This is a genomic window from Enterobacter cloacae complex sp. IR5384 (assembly GCF_049237265.1).
GTDB lineage: Bacteria > Pseudomonadota > Gammaproteobacteria > Enterobacterales > Enterobacteriaceae > Enterobacter > Enterobacter cloacae.
Genome location: NZ_JBMKHJ010000005.1, coordinates 239746 through 255769 on the forward strand (window position 1 = coordinate 239746; position 16024 = coordinate 255769).

A 16024-nucleotide genomic window follows, 5' to 3' on the forward strand; every position below is an offset into this window, starting at 1 on the left:
TAGCAAGTTTAACGCCGGGCCACTGCGTGCACCCGGCGGATAAACGTCACGAACCGATGATCCCACCGTCCGCTTTGGTGATAACCACCGTCGACGAACGCGGACGTCCGTTCGGGTTCGCGTCTGGCCAGTTGGAAACAGCACGCGGATTGGCCGGGTCGGTAATATCATCCCCGCCCTCTCCCGGATGCTGAATGTTAATAAACAGCGTGCGGTTGTCCGGCGTAAACGCAATCCCGGTGATTTCACACCCGCGTGGGCCGGTCAGGAAACGGCGATACTCATTGGTGCCCGGAATGGTAGCCACCATCTGGTTATTGCCCATCCCTTCGTACGCTTTCTTATTAATGGTGCTGGAAGAGACATCGGTCTGGATCCACAGCACGCCCTGGTGATCGAACGACAGGCCATCCGGGCTGCCGAATGCTGCCCCCTGCATGGAGCCTTTGGCCTTCGGATCGTCGCTGTCGGTACGCCCGGCCATCACCAGAATATCCCACTTAAAGCGAGCGGCGGCCGGATCGGCTCCCTCTTCGTGCCAGTGCATAATATGACCAAACACGTTGTTGGCACGCGGGTTGGCGGCATCAACCGGCGCCTTACCCTCTTTACCGCGATCGCTGTTGTTGGTGAGCGTACAGTAGACGCTGCCGCTGGCGTGCGGATCGACCGCAATCCACTCTGGACGATCCATTTTTGTCGCCCCCACCACGTCGGCCGCCAGACGGGTTTTGATCAGCAGATCGCCCTGGCTTTCGAAACCGTTGCTTTTATCCAGGCCATTCTGCCCGAAGATCAGCGGCAGCCAGTCGCCGCTCCCCTCCTCGTTGAACCGGGCAACGTACAGCGTGCCGGACGTCAGCAGCTGCATATTGGCTTCACGGTTGGCAGGATCGTATTTTTTGTCCGAGACGAATTTATAGATGTACTCAAACTTCTGGTCGTCCCCCATATAGACCACCACGCGGTTATCGGCGGCGAGCGTGACGGCGGCACCTTCATGCTTGAAGCGGCCCAGAGCGGTGTGCTTGCGCGGCGTGGAGGTGGGATCGTAGGGATCAATCTCCACCACCCAGCCGAAACGGTTGGGTTCGTTAGGGGTTTTATCGACGCTGAAGCGCTCATCCACCTCGTTCCAGCGGTAGGATTCATCGCTGTCGCTGATGCCGTAGCGTTTTTCCAGCGGATTAAGATCGGCTTTTTTGACAAAAATATCCGACCAGTTCTCCTCGCAGGTGAGATAGGTGCCCCACGGCGTATGGCCGTTGGCGCAGTTTTGCATGGTGCCCAGCACGCGTTCCCCCTGCGGGTCAGCGGCGGTTTTCATTAAGTCCTGATGCCGCGCCGGGCCGGTAAGCTGCATCGGCGTATTGACGGTAATGCGGCGGGCATACGAAGACGGGCGAACCACCTGCCAGTCGCTGCCCGATTTTTTCACTTCCACCACCGACACGCCCATCGCGTTCTGCCCCTTGCGGGCCTTGTCGAGATTCCAGTTGGCCGTGCCGTCGGTAAACAGCATCCCGTTATCGATGTACTCATGATTCATTGCCAGCAGGCCATGTTCCGGGTTTTGTTTCCCTTGCGGCAGGCTAAACCACGCCATCCCGTCGTGGTGCATGCCCGCCTGCACGGCCTGTTCGTCGGTGGTGTTGCTGGCATCCTGTTTAAACGCCGGCATGTTGTTCTTGATCCCCGTCGGGTCACCCCAGCGATAAAACGGACGGGCGACATAGCCTTCCGGCACCCTGACCGTATCTTCCGTGGATACGTCGATGCTGGTAAAGCCCAGGGAAACCGCTTTTGCCAGTGCAGAAGGCTTTGATACTGCGGCAATGGCGCTTTCAGGTTTGATCAGAAAAGGGAATGAAGCGGCAGCACCCGCCACGGCGCCCATCTGTAAAAAACGGCGGCGGGAGAGGAATACCTCCGCAACCTCGGAGAATACCGGGTTAGCGCTGCGGTTAGTGATATCGTCGCGATGTTCTTTTTTAAATACGGATTTGAGGGGTCTGCCCATAGCGGCTTCCTGTCATTGGCCAAGAGGTAAAGGTCTGGAGGCCAGTGTAAGAAGCTTTTATTACAATTTTTTATAACAAGGTACGGAAGGATGGGGGCATCCCTGCCCCGGATAACGAGGTGGAACGCTTAGAACTCGTAGCCAACCGAGACCTTAAAGGTACGCGGTTGGCCCTGCGTGATGTAGGTGCCGGAATCGTCAACGCTGGACCAGTAGTTTTCGTTAGTCACGTTGTCGATGCCCGCGCGCACCGTCATCTGGTTTTCATTGTGGTTCACCGCGAAGCGATAGCGCATGCCCAGATCCAGCGTGGTATAGCTGTCGAGCTTTTTGCTGTTCGCGAGGTCGGCGTACTGCGTGCCGGAGTGGTTGACGCGGGCGGTAGCCGTCAGGCCCTCAATCGGTTTGATGTCGTACTCTGCGCCCAGCACGGCGTAGAAGTTCGGAACACCAATGGCATCGTTACCCTGATTCACGCCGTTTTTGGTTTTGGTCAGCTCGGCCTGCAGCCAGGTGGCGCTGGCGTTCAGGCGCATCCCGAGCATTGGCTCGCCGAAGACGTTCAGCTCTACGCCACGGTTACGCTGCTCAGCATCCAGGCCGTAGTGACCGCTGTCGTCAAGGATCGCCGACGGCATTTTGATCTCAAACAGCGCCAGGGAGCCGCCCACACGACCAAAGTCCGCCTTCACGCCCACTTCATTCTGCTTAGAGTGAACGATACCGGTGCTCTGGCCGTAGTTGGTGGCCGTGTTGGGCGCGGTTTTACCCGGCTGCAGCGCTTCGGTGTGGTTAGCGTAGAGCGAAATTTCCTCCCACGGTTTATAAACCACACCGTAGGTTGGCATCCAGCGGCTGCCGTCAAAACCGTCCGCGTCGTTTTCCGCACCGGTAATTTTGTTGTACCCGCGAATGACCACTTTCTGATGACGTGCACCAGCGGTAAACAGCAGCTTGTCATCCAGCACGCCCAGGGTATCGCTCAGCAGCCAGCCCTGAGTGCGGGTGCGCCCGCTGGTCAGCGGATCGCTGTATTTGCCGCCAGAGCCGTTGAAATTGGAGCTGTCCGGCATCGCGACGCCGGTGTTGTGGTAAATGTTGGTGGTTGGGTTATCCGCCGTCGCCGACATTTTCCAGGCGATTTTTTCGTTTTTGGTCATCGCGGAATACCCCAAGTTGACCTTGTGCGAGACAAAGCCGGTAGTGAAGTGACCGCGTATCCCCGCCATACCGCTGACGGAATCGCTGATACGGTTGGTATCTAGACGGCTGACCGTGGCCTTACCGCTCTTGTCCACCAGCTTCGGCGCGCTGTAGATCCCCTCTTCGTGCGCGTGCTGCGCGCCGAGACCGGTATAGGCCGTCCAGTTGTCAGTGATGTCGTACTCGCTGCGCCACATCCCGAACTCGTTTTCAATGTCACTGTAGGCCCATTTCTGCGAGAAGTTACGATCGTTTTTCGGCGGCTCTGGCACAAAGTCCACGGCGGAAATGTTGACGCTGGTCGGGCTGCCGTGGAAGGTTTTCTTCTGATAGCCCAGATCCAGCGAAGTGCGGAAATTGTCGCCTTTGTAATCCAGACCGGTGGAGAGCAGCGTGGTGCGGCGACGGTCGTTCGGCACGCCGGTTTCCCCTTCCCGGTGAACCAGGTTCACGCGCGCGCCGAACTGATCGTTGTCGCCAAAGCGTCGGCCAGCATCGAGCGTGGTGCCAATCTGTGAGTCGGAGGTGTAGTCCACGCCCACTTTCGCCTGCGGGACGTCGCCCGCATGTTTTGGCTCAAGGTTGATCATCCCGCCCACGCCGGAGCTTGCCGCGCCGTTCATCAGCGAGTTTGCCCCTTTGAAAATTTCAATGCGATCGACCATCTGGGCCTCCACCACCTGACGCGGCAGCACGCCGGACAGGCCGCCAAAGGTCATGTCATCGCCGTCAAACTTCAGGCCGCGAATACGGAAGGTTTCGGCGCTGTTACCGTAACCCTGCACGAACTGCACGCCTGCATCGTTGGCAACCACATCAGCAATGGTTTTCGCCTGCTGATCTTCCACCAGCTTCGAGGTGTAGCTGATGATATTAAACGGCACGTCCATGGCATTCTGCTGGCCGAGCATCCCCAGACGGCCGCCGTTTGCCACCTGTCCATCCAGGAAGGCGGGTACCAGCTGGTCGCCGCCGGGAGTGAAATCAGGCCCGGTGGCAGACTGGACGACCATGGTGTCTTCTGGCTTTGCCTCTGCCGCCAGGGCAGCGTGGGTCACTGCGCCAACGGCGAGCGCCAGCAGTGTTTTATGCATTCTGGTGTTGTTCATAATGGACTCATTAAATGTGCGCGCAAAAATGGCCCGTTGTCGGGCCTTAGAAAAGTTTATGTGTAATGCAAATGAGAACTATACGCATTATATCTGCGTTAGCAAGTGTAACCGCGCGTTTCGGCCTGAGGACAGGGGGTTAAATGAAGCCGGGGAAGAGAGAGGTGTTACAGAGGAAAAGCGTGACGCACAGCCACCCCGGATCCGGGATGGCTGCAGGACATTATTTTTTCTTGTAAATATCGGCCGTGCCGTGAATTTTGTTGTTGGTATTACCTGACGTGAGCACCAGTACGTCGGCACCTTCTTTATCTGCTTTTTCAATCAATTCTTTCTTTGCATCATCAATAGAGACTTCATTTGAAGTGCTTACCGTACCGATTTTTTCATACTGCGATTCGACTTTCTCGAATTCATTTTTCGTCAGCAGTTCAGCCGCAAAGGTATTGGTGGTAAACAGAAACGCCGTTCCCAGCAAAATAGCAGTCGTCTTTTTCATAACCTTTTTTCCTTGAGATTAATCAGCAACTACGAAAAACCTCACACATGATGGTGAGGTTTTATGAGCATGGTAGAGAATCTCAGGAAATGCCACACGTTAAGGAAAATTCTTTTATAACAACCCGTTGGATTAAATTACTAACGAACATTAAGAATATTCAAAAACGCGCGCCGTACCAGCAATATCAATACGCACCGCCGCCCCCGGGTACCATCCAGGCTGGCTGACGGTTTTCAGGGTAATCGGCTCCGTTTGTCCGGCTAACGCCAGCGTCAGCGTGGAGAGCTGGCCGGTGAAATCCACATCAACAATCGACACCGGGCTTTCATGCGCCGCGCATGCCGTCACGTGCAGTTGCTCTGGGCGCAACATCACTCTGCCCTGTCCCGTCGCCTGGGCGTTATCCGTGGGCACCTCGCCCAGCGCGCAGAGCGCATAGCCGCTGGCGAGCTGAGCAGGCAGGATCACCGCATCCCCCAGGAACAGCGCCGTCTCTTCATCCACGGGCTGGCTATAGACCTGATAAGGGGTACCGACCTGAGTGAAACGTCCGGATCGCATGACCGCCACCTGCGTGGCAAAGGACAACGCTTCGTTTTGATCGTGAGTCACCAGGATCGAGGCCACGCCCGCTTCCGCCAGCAGGTCAGCCGTGGCCTTACGCGTCATGGCGCGCAGGCCGGTATCCAGCGCCGAGAAGGGTTCATCCAGCAGCATCAGGGAAGGACGCTGCGCCAGCGCGCGGGCAAGCGCCACGCGCTGCTGCTGGCCGCCGGAAATCTCATGCGGCCAGTGCGTGGCGAGTTGTCTGTCAAGCGAGACCATCTCCATCAGTGCTTCCACGCGCTGGCGCTTCTCGTGGCGGGTATCGTCTAATCCCCAGGCAATGTTGTCTGCCACATTAAGATGCGGGAAGAGCGCCCCCTCCTGAGGAACAAAGCCAATTTTACGCAGATGCGCGGGAATAAAGTTGTTCTGATCGAACAGGGTTCGGCCCTGCATCACGATCCGTCCGCTATCCGGCGTTTCGAACCCGGCAAGGATACGCAGCAGCGTGGTTTTACCCGACCCTGAAGGCCCGACAATCGCCGTCCGGCTTCCCGGCGCGACGCTCAGATTTAAGCTGTCGAGCACCTGCGCATCGGAAAACGATTTAGAAATGGACGTTAATTCAAGCATCTCATAGCCCTGCAATTTTTTTGGACTGCATATAAAGAATGGCGGTCAGCGGAAGTGAAATCAAAATCATCAGCATGGCGTAAGGCGCAGCGGCAACATAATCGATCTCGCTGGTCAGCGCCCAGAAACCGGTGGACAGCGTGCGCGTTCCCAGCGGGGAGAGCAGCAGCGTCGCCGTCAGTTCGTTACTGACGCCAAGGAAGACCAGCGCCGCCCCTGCCGCCGCACCGGGCGCGGCCAATCGCATGGTGACGCTCCACAATGCCTTCGCGGGCGTGCTGCCCAGACTGCGCGCCACGTTTTCGAGCTCCACCGGCGCCTGGGCAATCCCGGCCCGCAGGTTAATGAGCGCACGGGGCATAAACATCAGCAGATAAGCCAGGAACAGCGTAATTTCGGTCTGATAAATCGGACGTGCATAGTGAATGGTGACCGTGACCAGCGCGAGGGCGGTGACGATCCCCGGCAGAGAGCTGGTGATGTAAATGCACCCTTCCAGCATCCGGAAGATGCGGTGCGGATAACGGATACCGAGCCAGGCGATGGGAATGACACAGGCGGTGGTCAGCAGCGCGCCGCCCACGCCGAGCATCAGCGTCTGGCGCAGCGAGTGCCAGAGATCGGCGCTCATCCAGTTCTGTACGCCGCCAAGCCATATCCAGCGACACAGCACAGTGAGCGGTACGCCCAGCGCCAGCACAATCAGCACGAGGAAAAACAGCTGGCCCAACACCGCTGCAACAGGCTTTAGCGGCCAGCGCGTCTGTTCACGTGCCGCCCCAGCGCCGATGCGCGCATAACGGGCTTTCCTGCGGGTGACCCCTTCCAGCAGCAAGATGGCCAGACAGCATAGCGCCAGCACACCCGCCAGCATATTTGCCGCCGGGCCACTGAATGTCGACTGGAACTGGTCGTAAATGGCGGTGGTGAAGGTATCAAAGCGGATCATCACGTACAGGCCATATTCCGCCAGCAGATGTAGGGCCACCAGCAGCGCGCCGCCGCAAATCGCGAGCTTAAGCTGCGGTAACACCACGCGAAAAAAGACCCGCCACGGCGGCGTGCCGAGCGAAGCGGCAACATCTTCAAGCGTTGGATCCAGACGACGCAGCACCGCCGCCACGGGCATATAGATAAACGGGTAGTAGGCTAACACGGAGAGAAACACGCCCGCAGAAAGCCCGTGCATGGAAGGCACCACACTCACCCAGGCGTAGCTTTGCACGAACGCGGGGATGGCCAACGGGGCCACCGCCAGCGCAGACCAGATCCCCCGCCCGGCCAGCTGAGTACGTTCCGTCAGCCAGGCTATCGCCACGCCGGTGACGATACAGAGTGGCACCGCTAAGGCCGTCAGCCACAGCGTGTTGCTGAGCAGTTCAGCAACACGCGGGCGAAACACCAACGCCTTAATAGTTTCCCAGCCCGTCTCAATGCCTATGGCAATGATAAAGCCCAAAGGCAGAAGCGCCATTAATGAAAATAGGACAGCTAACGCAACCATCGGCAGCGCAGGACGCCTGCGGGCAGGCTCCCGCACTCTGTTTTTGCCGATGTCGAGACTCAGACCAGACATAGGACGTTCACTTTACTCTCAGGATCACAGCAGGCCAGCTTGCGTCATCAACTCGATGACTTTTTTACTGTTAAGCGTGGAAGGTTCCACTTTCGGTGCATCCAGCTCGTTCAGCGGCACCAGTTTCGGGTTAGAGGCCGCATTCACGCCCACCGCATATTCAAAGGCGTTATTGGTGCGCAGGCTATCCTGCCCTTCTTTGCCGGTGATGTATTTAATGAAGGCCTCAGCCTGCGCTTTGTGTTTGCTGGACGCCAGCACGCCGCCGCCGGAGAGGCTAACAAAGGCGCCCGGATCCTGGTGTTTGAAGTAGTAGAGCTTAGTGTTTTTGCTGTTTTCACCCGTTTTGGACTGATCGACAAAACGGTAGTAGTGATAAATCACCCCGCCATCAATCTGACCGGCGTTAACGGCTTTCATCACGGTGCTGTTGCCTTTATAGGCAACGAAATTGGCTTTCATCGCTTTGAGCCACTCAAGGGTGGCCTGCTCGCCTTTCAGAGCCAGCATTGCGCTGACGATCGCCTGGAAATCGGCTCCTGACGGAGAGGCAGCCCAGCGGCCTTTCCACTCGGGTTTAGCCAGATCCATCAGCGATTTTGGCAGCTGCTGCTCGCTCAGTTTTTCCGGGTTATAGACAAACACCGTGCTGCGAGCGGCGATCCCGATCCAGCGGCCGTGTGCCGGACGATACTCCGCCGGTACCTGCTTTAATGTCTCTGCATCTAATGGCGCAAACAGTTTGGCGTTATCAACCAGCACCATTGACGGCGAGTTTTCAGTTAAAAATACATCCGCAGGCGATGCGCTGCCTTCCTGCACCAGCTGGTTGCCCAGCTCGCTGTCATCGCCATTACGCAGCGTGACCTTAATACCCGTTTCTTTGGTAAAACCGTCTACCCACGACTTCACCAGATTTTCATGCTGCGCGTTATAAACAACGATACCTTCGTTGTTATCAGCAGCAATCGATTGAGTTGAAAGGAAAAGTGATGAAGACAACAGGGCAAGCGAGAAGCATGACAGCAGGCGAGAATTCATGAACATATCCTTAATAGACCAACGTGATAAACAACAAAGGGCTGTGTGGGACAGGATTAAAGCATACAACAACGCTAATGATAATTACTATCAATCGAGTTTAGACGTAAAAGTGTAAAATTCGTTTTTAGCAGATTTTAGAATGATAAAAACCCAAATTTTAATGCGAGATAATTTTTAGATTAAGAAAACCTTAAGCCTGCCAACAATGAAATTCATTAGCCTTCTATTTATTCTGACGCGAAGGTAAATGTGTTATTCATGCCCGCGGCATATATAAAAAAAGCCCCGATGCTTCGGGGCTTTTTATGCTTATCCGGAGGCAGCCAAATTTATAAGGCCACTATTTTAAAAAGCATCACACAGACGCGTGAGGGGCGTACATCGGATAGGTGAAGAACAATAAATGCACGCAGTTCAGCCCAAAATGGAAGAACGTTGCAACCCAGAGCCTGCCGCTCCACATCCACGCCAGGCCGTAAATAATACCGGAGAGGCTGGCAAAAATAATCAGCAGTAAACCGCCGCTATAATGCATTAGCCCAAAAATGAGTGAGGCAATCAACAGTGCTACAACAGGATGCACAACCCGGGACAAGCGCTGCTGCAGATAGCCTCTGAACAAGGCTTCCTCGGCCAAAGAGACGAAGAAAATATTCGCAAGGGCAAATTGAGCAAACCATTCTGGCGCATGCGGCTCAATTCTCAGCCCACCCAACGCAACAGCCAGAAGTAACAGCGCGGGTATCGCCAATACCAATATTCCCCAGCCGACCTTGCCAGCTTTATAAAGGGGTTTTGCTACGAATAACGTTGGCATGCACGTAATTAAAAAGAACGGCACCACTGCCTTGTCCATATTAAAGTACATACTGAACGGTATGCTTTGCGGACCAACAACGACAGCGTCCAGTACCTTCGGGTTATGGAAGCCAGGGATTACATGCAAAACCAGGGCAACGGCGATGACTACGCACAGGCCTTCGACCAGATAAGTATATTTATTATTTTTATTACGTAGCCATTCAACAACAGACCAGCCAATAACGATTAATGCAATCACCAGCAGCGCCGGGGCATCAAGAATGCTCTGTTTCCAGCCGAGAAATGCCGTTAACCCCAGCATCAGGTAAGCCAGGCTTTTATTCAGGGAAAGTGCGGCAAGCGAAGTTGCGAGTAGATACCACATAAATGTCCTTCATGATTGGCATGTACAACAGTGAAATGAATGTCGTGCCGGAGGCATCCCACGGGGAAGCCATAAATAGGGTGCCGACTACCGGAATCGAACGGATGACCTACGGATTACACGTCAGTTGCTCTACCTACTGAGCTAAGTCGGCGTTGGTCCGCCACCGGAGCCTCGAACCCCGTACTACAACATCCTGGTTGTCGCTCTTCCCGATGAGCTAGTGGCGGTATGGTGGCCCTGACTGGAACTACGCCAATGTCCGGTCGATGGCGGAACAAACGTTCTGACCGACAGGCTACAGAGCCGGGTTCAGAATGATACACATCTGGAATTAACCACGCAAATCAGACGGTTAAAAGCTGGCACAGAGTGAAGGTTCGGTAGCGGTTGGTCGGTCTGGGGAAGAGTGGGCTGGATTAAGGCTGAGACTAAATGGCACGCCCTGTAGGATTCGAACCTACGACCTACGGCTTAGAAGTTCCTGGAACTACCTGAGCTAACAACAACTTACCCCATCACTACGGCGCTCACACGTCCCATCTTGTTAAAACATGCAAAGCCTTGCAAACCGGTGCAAAGCTTTGTGTGTCCCATTTCTGTCTCACATCACCGGGCAATCATCAAACTCACCTGACCGCGCATCGTTGATGATGTACGTGATGACTCCGAATATCGGTTTATCGTCATCTGATATCTCACCAACCTTGCGAAGTCTCTCGCGCTTGCCGTTCTCAAGATTCTCCAGATGTGGCTCTGGGTTGGTGCGATATCGCTTAACATGAAACTCTCCGTCTACGGCACACACAAGCAATGAGCCATCGCATGGGCTTAGTGAAGCGTCGACAACCAGCATTGCGCCTTTGAGAATGCCCTCCCGGTAATGTGTCGCTCCAGATCTCATGAAGTATGTCGCGGCTGGCCTCAATACAATGCGCTCATCGAGCGATATGCGCTGTTCTGCAAAGTCTGCTGCAGGACTCGGGAATCCCATAACCACCTCCCATTTACTGTATACATATACAGTATTTCAGCTTTTGAAATTGATCAAGTGCTGATCAGATTGGTCTTAGGTGGTAAACTCCGCTTCATTTTAAAACGACCACACAACTCATATGCTTAAGTTATTCTCGAAGTACCTAACTGTAGGTGCGTTCAACACCGCTATCCACTGGCTTGTCTTTGCAGCGGGTGTCTATATGTTTTCGGTTAACCAAGCTGCCGCCAACTTTCTGGCATTCGCTGTCGCGGTAACGTTTTCTTTCTTCGCTAACGCAGCTTTCACCTTCAAGTCCAGGCCGAAAGCAAAGGGATACTTTCTCTTCGTGACATTCATGGGTTTGATGAGCGTTTTAGTAGGCAAGCTTTCTGATTACTATCAGATATCGCCAATTATCACACTTGTCGAGTTCTCGCTGTTAAGCCTAGTTTGCGGGTTCTTTTATTCAAAATATGTAGTTTTTAGGGAAACAAAATGAAGATTTCACTGGTAGTTCCTGTCTTCAATGAAGAGGATGCGATACCTATTTTTTATAAAACCGTCCGGGAATTTGAAGACCTTAAAAAATATGAGGTAGAGATAGTATTCATCAATGATGGGAGTAAGGACGCTACAGAGTCGATTATAAAAGCGCTTGCAGTTGCAGATCCGCTTGTAGTTCCACTGTCCTTTACGCGCAACTTTGGTAAAGAGCCAGCACTTTTCGCTGGTCTTGACCATGCAATGGGTGACGCTATTATCCCAATAGACGTAGATCTTCAGGACCCTATCGAGGTAATACCGCATCTGGTTGATAAATGGCAGGCCGGGGCAGATATGGTGCTGGCTAAGCGAACAGATCGCTCTACAGATGGCCGGCTGAAACGCAAAACTGCTGAGTGGTTCTATAAGCTCCATAACAAAATCAGCAATCCGCAGATCGAAGAAAACGTAGGTGACTTCCGCCTGATGTCTCGCGAAGTAGTGGAGAACATCAAGCTCATGCCTGAGCGCAACCTTTTCATGAAGGGTGTATTAAGTTGGGTTGGCGGAAAAACTGATGTCGTTGAATATGCTCGCGCAGAACGCGTGGCGGGCAATTCCAAATTCAACGGCTGGAAGCTTTGGAACCTTGCCCTTGAGGGAATAACAAGCTTCTCCACTTTCCCACTACGAATGTGGACGTACATCGGGTTAGCAGTTGCTGGAATGTCATTTTTTTACGGCGCATGGATGGTGATTGATACTATTGCATTTGGCAATCCAGTGCGCGGGTATCCATCTCTACTTGTTTCTGTTCTCTTCCTTGGCGGAGTTCAGCTAATCGGTATTGGTGTTCTTGGAGAATACATAGGGAGAATTTATATTGAGTCCAAGGGAAGACCTCGCTACATACTGAAGAGAATGGAAAAGTGAAAATCATGTCTGATTTTATTAACCGAAACATTAATTATATATGGCTTGGTTTATGTGCGCTCTCTGCACTAATTGTTTTACTTGCTTTTTTGGCCTGGAATACCAGCACACTTAGCAATCCAAGACAGATAGTTATGGATTTAAATAATGTCCATGTTGATGAGTGCTCTTTTGATAAACACCGCATAAAGGTTGTAGGTTGGGCATTCACTGACGGAGAGCCATCATCAGTTAATCGCGTTTTCGCGTACAAGATTAATGGTGAGATTGTTGAGGTTATGTAGTCAGTGGTCATGAGGCCTGATGTAACACGTTACTTCAATAAAAACATGTCATATGACAGGTCAGGTTTCTCAGCATCAAAACGCATCTTCAATGAGAATGATTACAGTGGTGAGATTGAAGTGGTTTCAGAGGATTATAACGGAGTTGGTCATGCCAAAAGATTCAGTTGCAAATAAATGGATAGGAATATCGTTAATATCTATGGCGACACTCTATTTATTAACAATATCCATGAACGTATCGTTGCGTGACTATCACGACGATGCTTTTTACCTCTCCGCTTTTGAGAGCGGTGAATTTATAAGTTTTCTTTCTCACCAATACCAGACATGGAGTGGCAGGGTGTTGGTTGACGCTTTGATGATAAGCACGATAGGATACCGTACCTTTTGGTTATTTGGTATTCCTGCGTCTCTGCTCTTGTTGTCATATTCTTGCTGCAAGATGACATCATCCAGGGCAGGTTTAATACCAATGTCATTGTTCGTTATATTGTTTGCAAGCATGCCAGTTCAGGTAATAAATGACTCTGTATTCTGGGTTACAGGCTTTTATAACTATTTATTACCAACATCAGTGGCGTTCTATGTATTCTCAGTTTTTTTATCAGGGACCGATTCCAAAGCCAACCAAATAATATCCATAGTTCTGGCGTTTTATATTTCTTATATGGAGCAAGCCGCGCTTTGTTTTTTAGTCGCAATGTCTTTAACTTTCGCCTTCAAAAGAGACTACCTCACTAAATTTAGCGCACTACTTTTCGTGATTGTTTTAGTTAATTTTATCATTTGTATAAAATCTCCTGGGAGTGAGCAAAGGCTATACCTTGAAACATGGAACAGATTGCCACAGTTCAAATACTATAATGTTTTCATAAAGTTTTCATTGGGCCTTGATAAGATTAATGAACTTATCATGTATGTTGTTAATATACCGTTAATTACTTTCTGCATCCTGCTATCATATTACAGGCTCACTATTGGAAAGCTTAGTATCTCCGTTAAGTTTTCTATAGTTTTCTCCGTGGCATATGCCATATTGCAGTTAATTAGACTTCTTTCACCAGCCATGAACTCTCATTTCTTTTTTAATCTGGGAGATATCTCTGGAGAGACATTCTTTACGTTGTACAAGTATATGTCTTACGTATTACTGACAATGTTATTGGCATGCCTGGTTACTATTATGCTTGACTTGATTTACCATGACCATTCATTCTTTATTCCAATTGTAGCGTTGTTAGTTGGCGTTATATCTGTAACCGTTATGGGCTTCTCTCCAACAGTATTTATATCTGGATTCAGGGTAGATTTTATTTTTGAGGTGATTTGCTCTTTCATGAGTATTTTTGTAGTAAATAAAATACTGAAATAAAGTAAGCGCCATCTCGATTATCCCTGGATGGCGCATTTGTTGCTTACGGTGTTATGTATGTATAGTCCGCTTGCTCTCTCGCAGTCTGACCATAGGACTTAATATCGGCCTTATAGCACAATCCATATTGGCCTCTATTTAATCTAAATCCAGTAACATATGTCGTCATTGCTGATGAGGATGAATTGTTGATTTCAACATTAAGCATAGAGCCTGAGCTATTAGCATCTCTAGAACTGATTGTGATGGTAACCTCTTGCCATGATGCCCCGCTAGATATTGTTCTTGTGTCTATTTGTGACCTGCTACCGTCTGGGTTAAACACTGATGTAACAACTGTGTTGTTGACGTTTTGAGATGTGTTTATCAAAAACTGAATGGTTGCATATTCAGAGTTGATAAGTATTGCATCTGTAAATTGGAAGTAAATTGAACTTTGCGCCCCTGCTGCTGCTGATAAAGAGCCGATGAATCTCGAATCCCTCAAATTGGCCATTGCTGCACCTGAACCAGTACGCGTAAAGGTCGCAGAAGAGTTTGAACGAGCGAACCATCCAGGAGCAATAACTGTTGATGAGTTAGCTGGCACAGAAACTGTTGCGTTGTTAATATAGACAAGATCAGAGTTAATGGCAGGAATATTTAACCCATACTTATCAACTACGGCAACTCTATTGGTTGTCAGTGGAATAAGAGGGCTATTAGCAGCAGATATCCTTCCTGCTATTATCTTCTGAAATGCTATGTCATTAATTTTGACAATTGGCTGAATAAACCCAGATGTTGGCAGGTTCGTGATATTAACCCCGTCTATATCAATTTCATTTAATAGCACTGAATTATTTGCCATTCTAATGAAGGTGTTGGTGTTTATGGAGTGAAAGTTGCTGTAAACATTCCTGATAACTATTCCTGTGTAATTGTTAGATGGCGCTCCGCTATCGTCATCATCACCAATTTCAAATACAGTTTGAGTTCCATACATCATCTCATTGTAAAGTTTATCTACAATTGCATATGAGGATGGATATCCAAATTTCACAGCAATCTTGCTGTTCTCGCTTGCGTTATCAGTGATGGTTGCCGCGACTCCAGAGGTATATAGCATCACCCCGCCAATGCCAGCACCAAGCCATTTACACCTGTTTTGAGAAAATGTTAGTCGGCTGTTACCAGTGTATTTATCCGCCGTAACACCTTCATCATCAGTTGCTTTGCAAAAATTACCTCCCTTATCTAAGTAATCAGCAAATGTGTTTCCTCTGACGATTGGCCACCAGTTTTGCGCTCTGAAGTTCAAAGCATAGTAAGACGGCGAGCCGTTGTTTAAAATTCTGTTGTTTTCTACAGTTGCGGTATGCGATGTCCATGGCATAAATACTGCAATCTGTGGAGTGCCTCCCTCGAACGTTCCATTTTTAAGCTCATAGCTATCTTGTGACCAAAACGCAGCGCCCCCAGAAAGATCTGGACGTCCAAAAGAGAAAATAATCCCTGAAGATGGAGTTATTGGGTCACTGACGAACTTAAGGTCAACATGTGTAGGTGTTTCGAAAACATAGTTGCCAAGCTGGATGCCATCATTCTCAATTGGGCACCAGTGCTTGTTTCCTGTATACCCTAACTCTGGAATAGATGTTCTATTAGAAAGGCTAATAACATTGGTGAAGCGCGTATCTGTTCTTGTTAATGCCGCCTCAACCGTCTCTGATGGCCTGTTAACATTTGCCGACCCAGAACTCGAAAGTAGTAATGCTTTTAATACGGCATCACTCATTGGCAGCCAGGATGAGGAGCCTACCCCACCCGTTGATGATGGAGATGTCCCTGACTCCACTGTCTTAGGAAATGATCCATTCCAGTAGTACCAATATTTATCTGCTGCATAATAAAACAGGTCTTTAGCTGAGTTTGCAACGCCGCCTGCAGCAAAAGAGAGTCCGTTGAATTTTACAGATAGTGATTGTGAAACGGTTTGAGATCCATCTGCAACCAGTTCTGCACCTGTAGGTTCAGCAAGTTGATTAAGAACGTCTTGAGCTGAACTGACCTGCCCCCACGATTAGATACAACACTCAGTTAGTAACGTCGGAATCTTCATTCTCAGAATGACCCTTTCTCCAGCCCGCTGCAAATTCAGACGGTGTCTGA

The 16024-nt window shown here is 50.8% G+C and carries 13 protein-coding genes and 1 pseudogene; 4 read left to right on the forward strand and 10 right to left on the reverse strand.

Translation table 11 applies throughout. From position 1 onward, the window contains the following. Window positions 1–46: 46 nt before the first annotated feature. The 8 genes from ACOTX3_RS07290 to ACOTX3_RS07325 all read right to left on the reverse strand — a co-directional run bounded on the left by ACOTX3_RS07290 (window position 47) and on the right by ACOTX3_RS07325 (window position 10813). Complete coding sequence (locus ACOTX3_RS07290; RefSeq protein WP_058678303.1) at window positions 47–2020, reverse strand: PhoX family protein; 1974 nt, start codon at window positions 2018–2020, stop codon at window positions 47–49. Between the two features lie 128 nt (window positions 2021–2148). Continuing rightward, on the reverse strand, window positions 2149–4332 hold the full coding sequence (locus ACOTX3_RS07295; RefSeq protein ID WP_058678302.1) for a TonB-dependent receptor: 2184 nt from the start codon (window positions 4330–4332) through the stop codon (window positions 2149–2151). Window positions 4333–4555: 223 nt separating this feature from the next. Next, window positions 4556–4831, reverse strand: coding sequence for a DUF1471 family periplasmic protein YahO (gene yahO, locus ACOTX3_RS07300; protein ID WP_013097697.1), 276 nt, complete (start codon window positions 4829–4831; stop codon window positions 4556–4558). Between the two features lie 150 nt (window positions 4832–4981). Then, complete coding sequence (locus tag ACOTX3_RS07305; protein WP_058678301.1) at window positions 4982–6013, reverse strand: ABC transporter ATP-binding protein; 1032 nt, start codon at window positions 6011–6013, stop codon at window positions 4982–4984. A gap of 1 nt (window position 6014) precedes the next feature. Continuing rightward, a complete protein-coding gene (locus ACOTX3_RS07310) occupies window positions 6015–7589 on the reverse strand; it encodes an ABC transporter permease (RefSeq protein WP_058678300.1) in 1575 nt (524 codons plus the stop codon). 24 nt (window positions 7590–7613) lie between these two features. Continuing rightward, window positions 7614–8630, reverse strand: a complete 1017-nt coding sequence (locus ACOTX3_RS07315) for an iron ABC transporter substrate-binding protein (RefSeq protein WP_058678299.1) — start codon at window positions 8628–8630, stop codon at window positions 7614–7616. Window positions 8631–8988: 358 nt separating this feature from the next. Then, window positions 8989–9819 (reverse strand): CPBP family intramembrane glutamic endopeptidase, encoded by an 831-nt coding sequence (locus tag ACOTX3_RS07320; RefSeq protein ID WP_058678298.1) that lies wholly within the window; start codon window positions 9817–9819, stop codon window positions 8989–8991. Window positions 9820–10423: 604 nt separating this feature from the next. Next, on the reverse strand, window positions 10424–10813 hold the full coding sequence (locus tag ACOTX3_RS07325; protein WP_058678297.1) for a S24 family peptidase: 390 nt from the start codon (window positions 10811–10813) through the stop codon (window positions 10424–10426). A 121-nt stretch (window positions 10814–10934) separates the two neighbouring features. On the opposite strand from ACOTX3_RS07325, the gene ACOTX3_RS07330 reads away from it, so the two are divergent. From ACOTX3_RS07330 to ACOTX3_RS07345, 4 genes are all read left to right on the forward strand, one after another. Next, complete coding sequence (locus ACOTX3_RS07330) at window positions 10935–11297, forward strand: GtrA family protein (RefSeq protein ID WP_058678296.1); 363 nt, start codon at window positions 10935–10937, stop codon at window positions 11295–11297. Further along, entirely contained in the window at window positions 11294–12214 is a 921-nt protein-coding gene (locus ACOTX3_RS07335; RefSeq protein WP_058678295.1) for a glycosyltransferase family 2 protein, read from the forward strand. Before ACOTX3_RS07330 ends, ACOTX3_RS07335 begins: the two co-directional genes overlap by 4 nt. 5 nt (window positions 12215–12219) lie before the next feature. Continuing rightward, on the forward strand, window positions 12220–12498 hold the full coding sequence (locus ACOTX3_RS07340) for a hypothetical protein (protein ID WP_421631601.1): 279 nt from the start codon (window positions 12220–12222) through the stop codon (window positions 12496–12498). Between the two features lie 151 nt (window positions 12499–12649). Beyond that, on the forward strand, window positions 12650–13873 hold the full coding sequence (locus tag ACOTX3_RS07345; protein ID WP_127869304.1) for a DUF6056 family protein: 1224 nt from the start codon (window positions 12650–12652) through the stop codon (window positions 13871–13873). Between the two features lie 43 nt (window positions 13874–13916). Here the strand turns inward: ACOTX3_RS07345 and ACOTX3_RS07350 are convergent, their stop codons facing one another. Further along, on the reverse strand, window positions 13917–15650 hold the full coding sequence (locus tag ACOTX3_RS07350) for a hypothetical protein (RefSeq protein ID WP_127869305.1): 1734 nt from the start codon (window positions 15648–15650) through the stop codon (window positions 13917–13919). A gap of 3 nt (window positions 15651–15653) precedes the next feature. After that, a pseudogene (locus tag ACOTX3_RS07355) lies at window positions 15654–15869 on the reverse strand (hypothetical protein); the annotation flags it as partial. Between the last annotated feature and the right edge of the window lie 155 nt (window positions 15870–16024).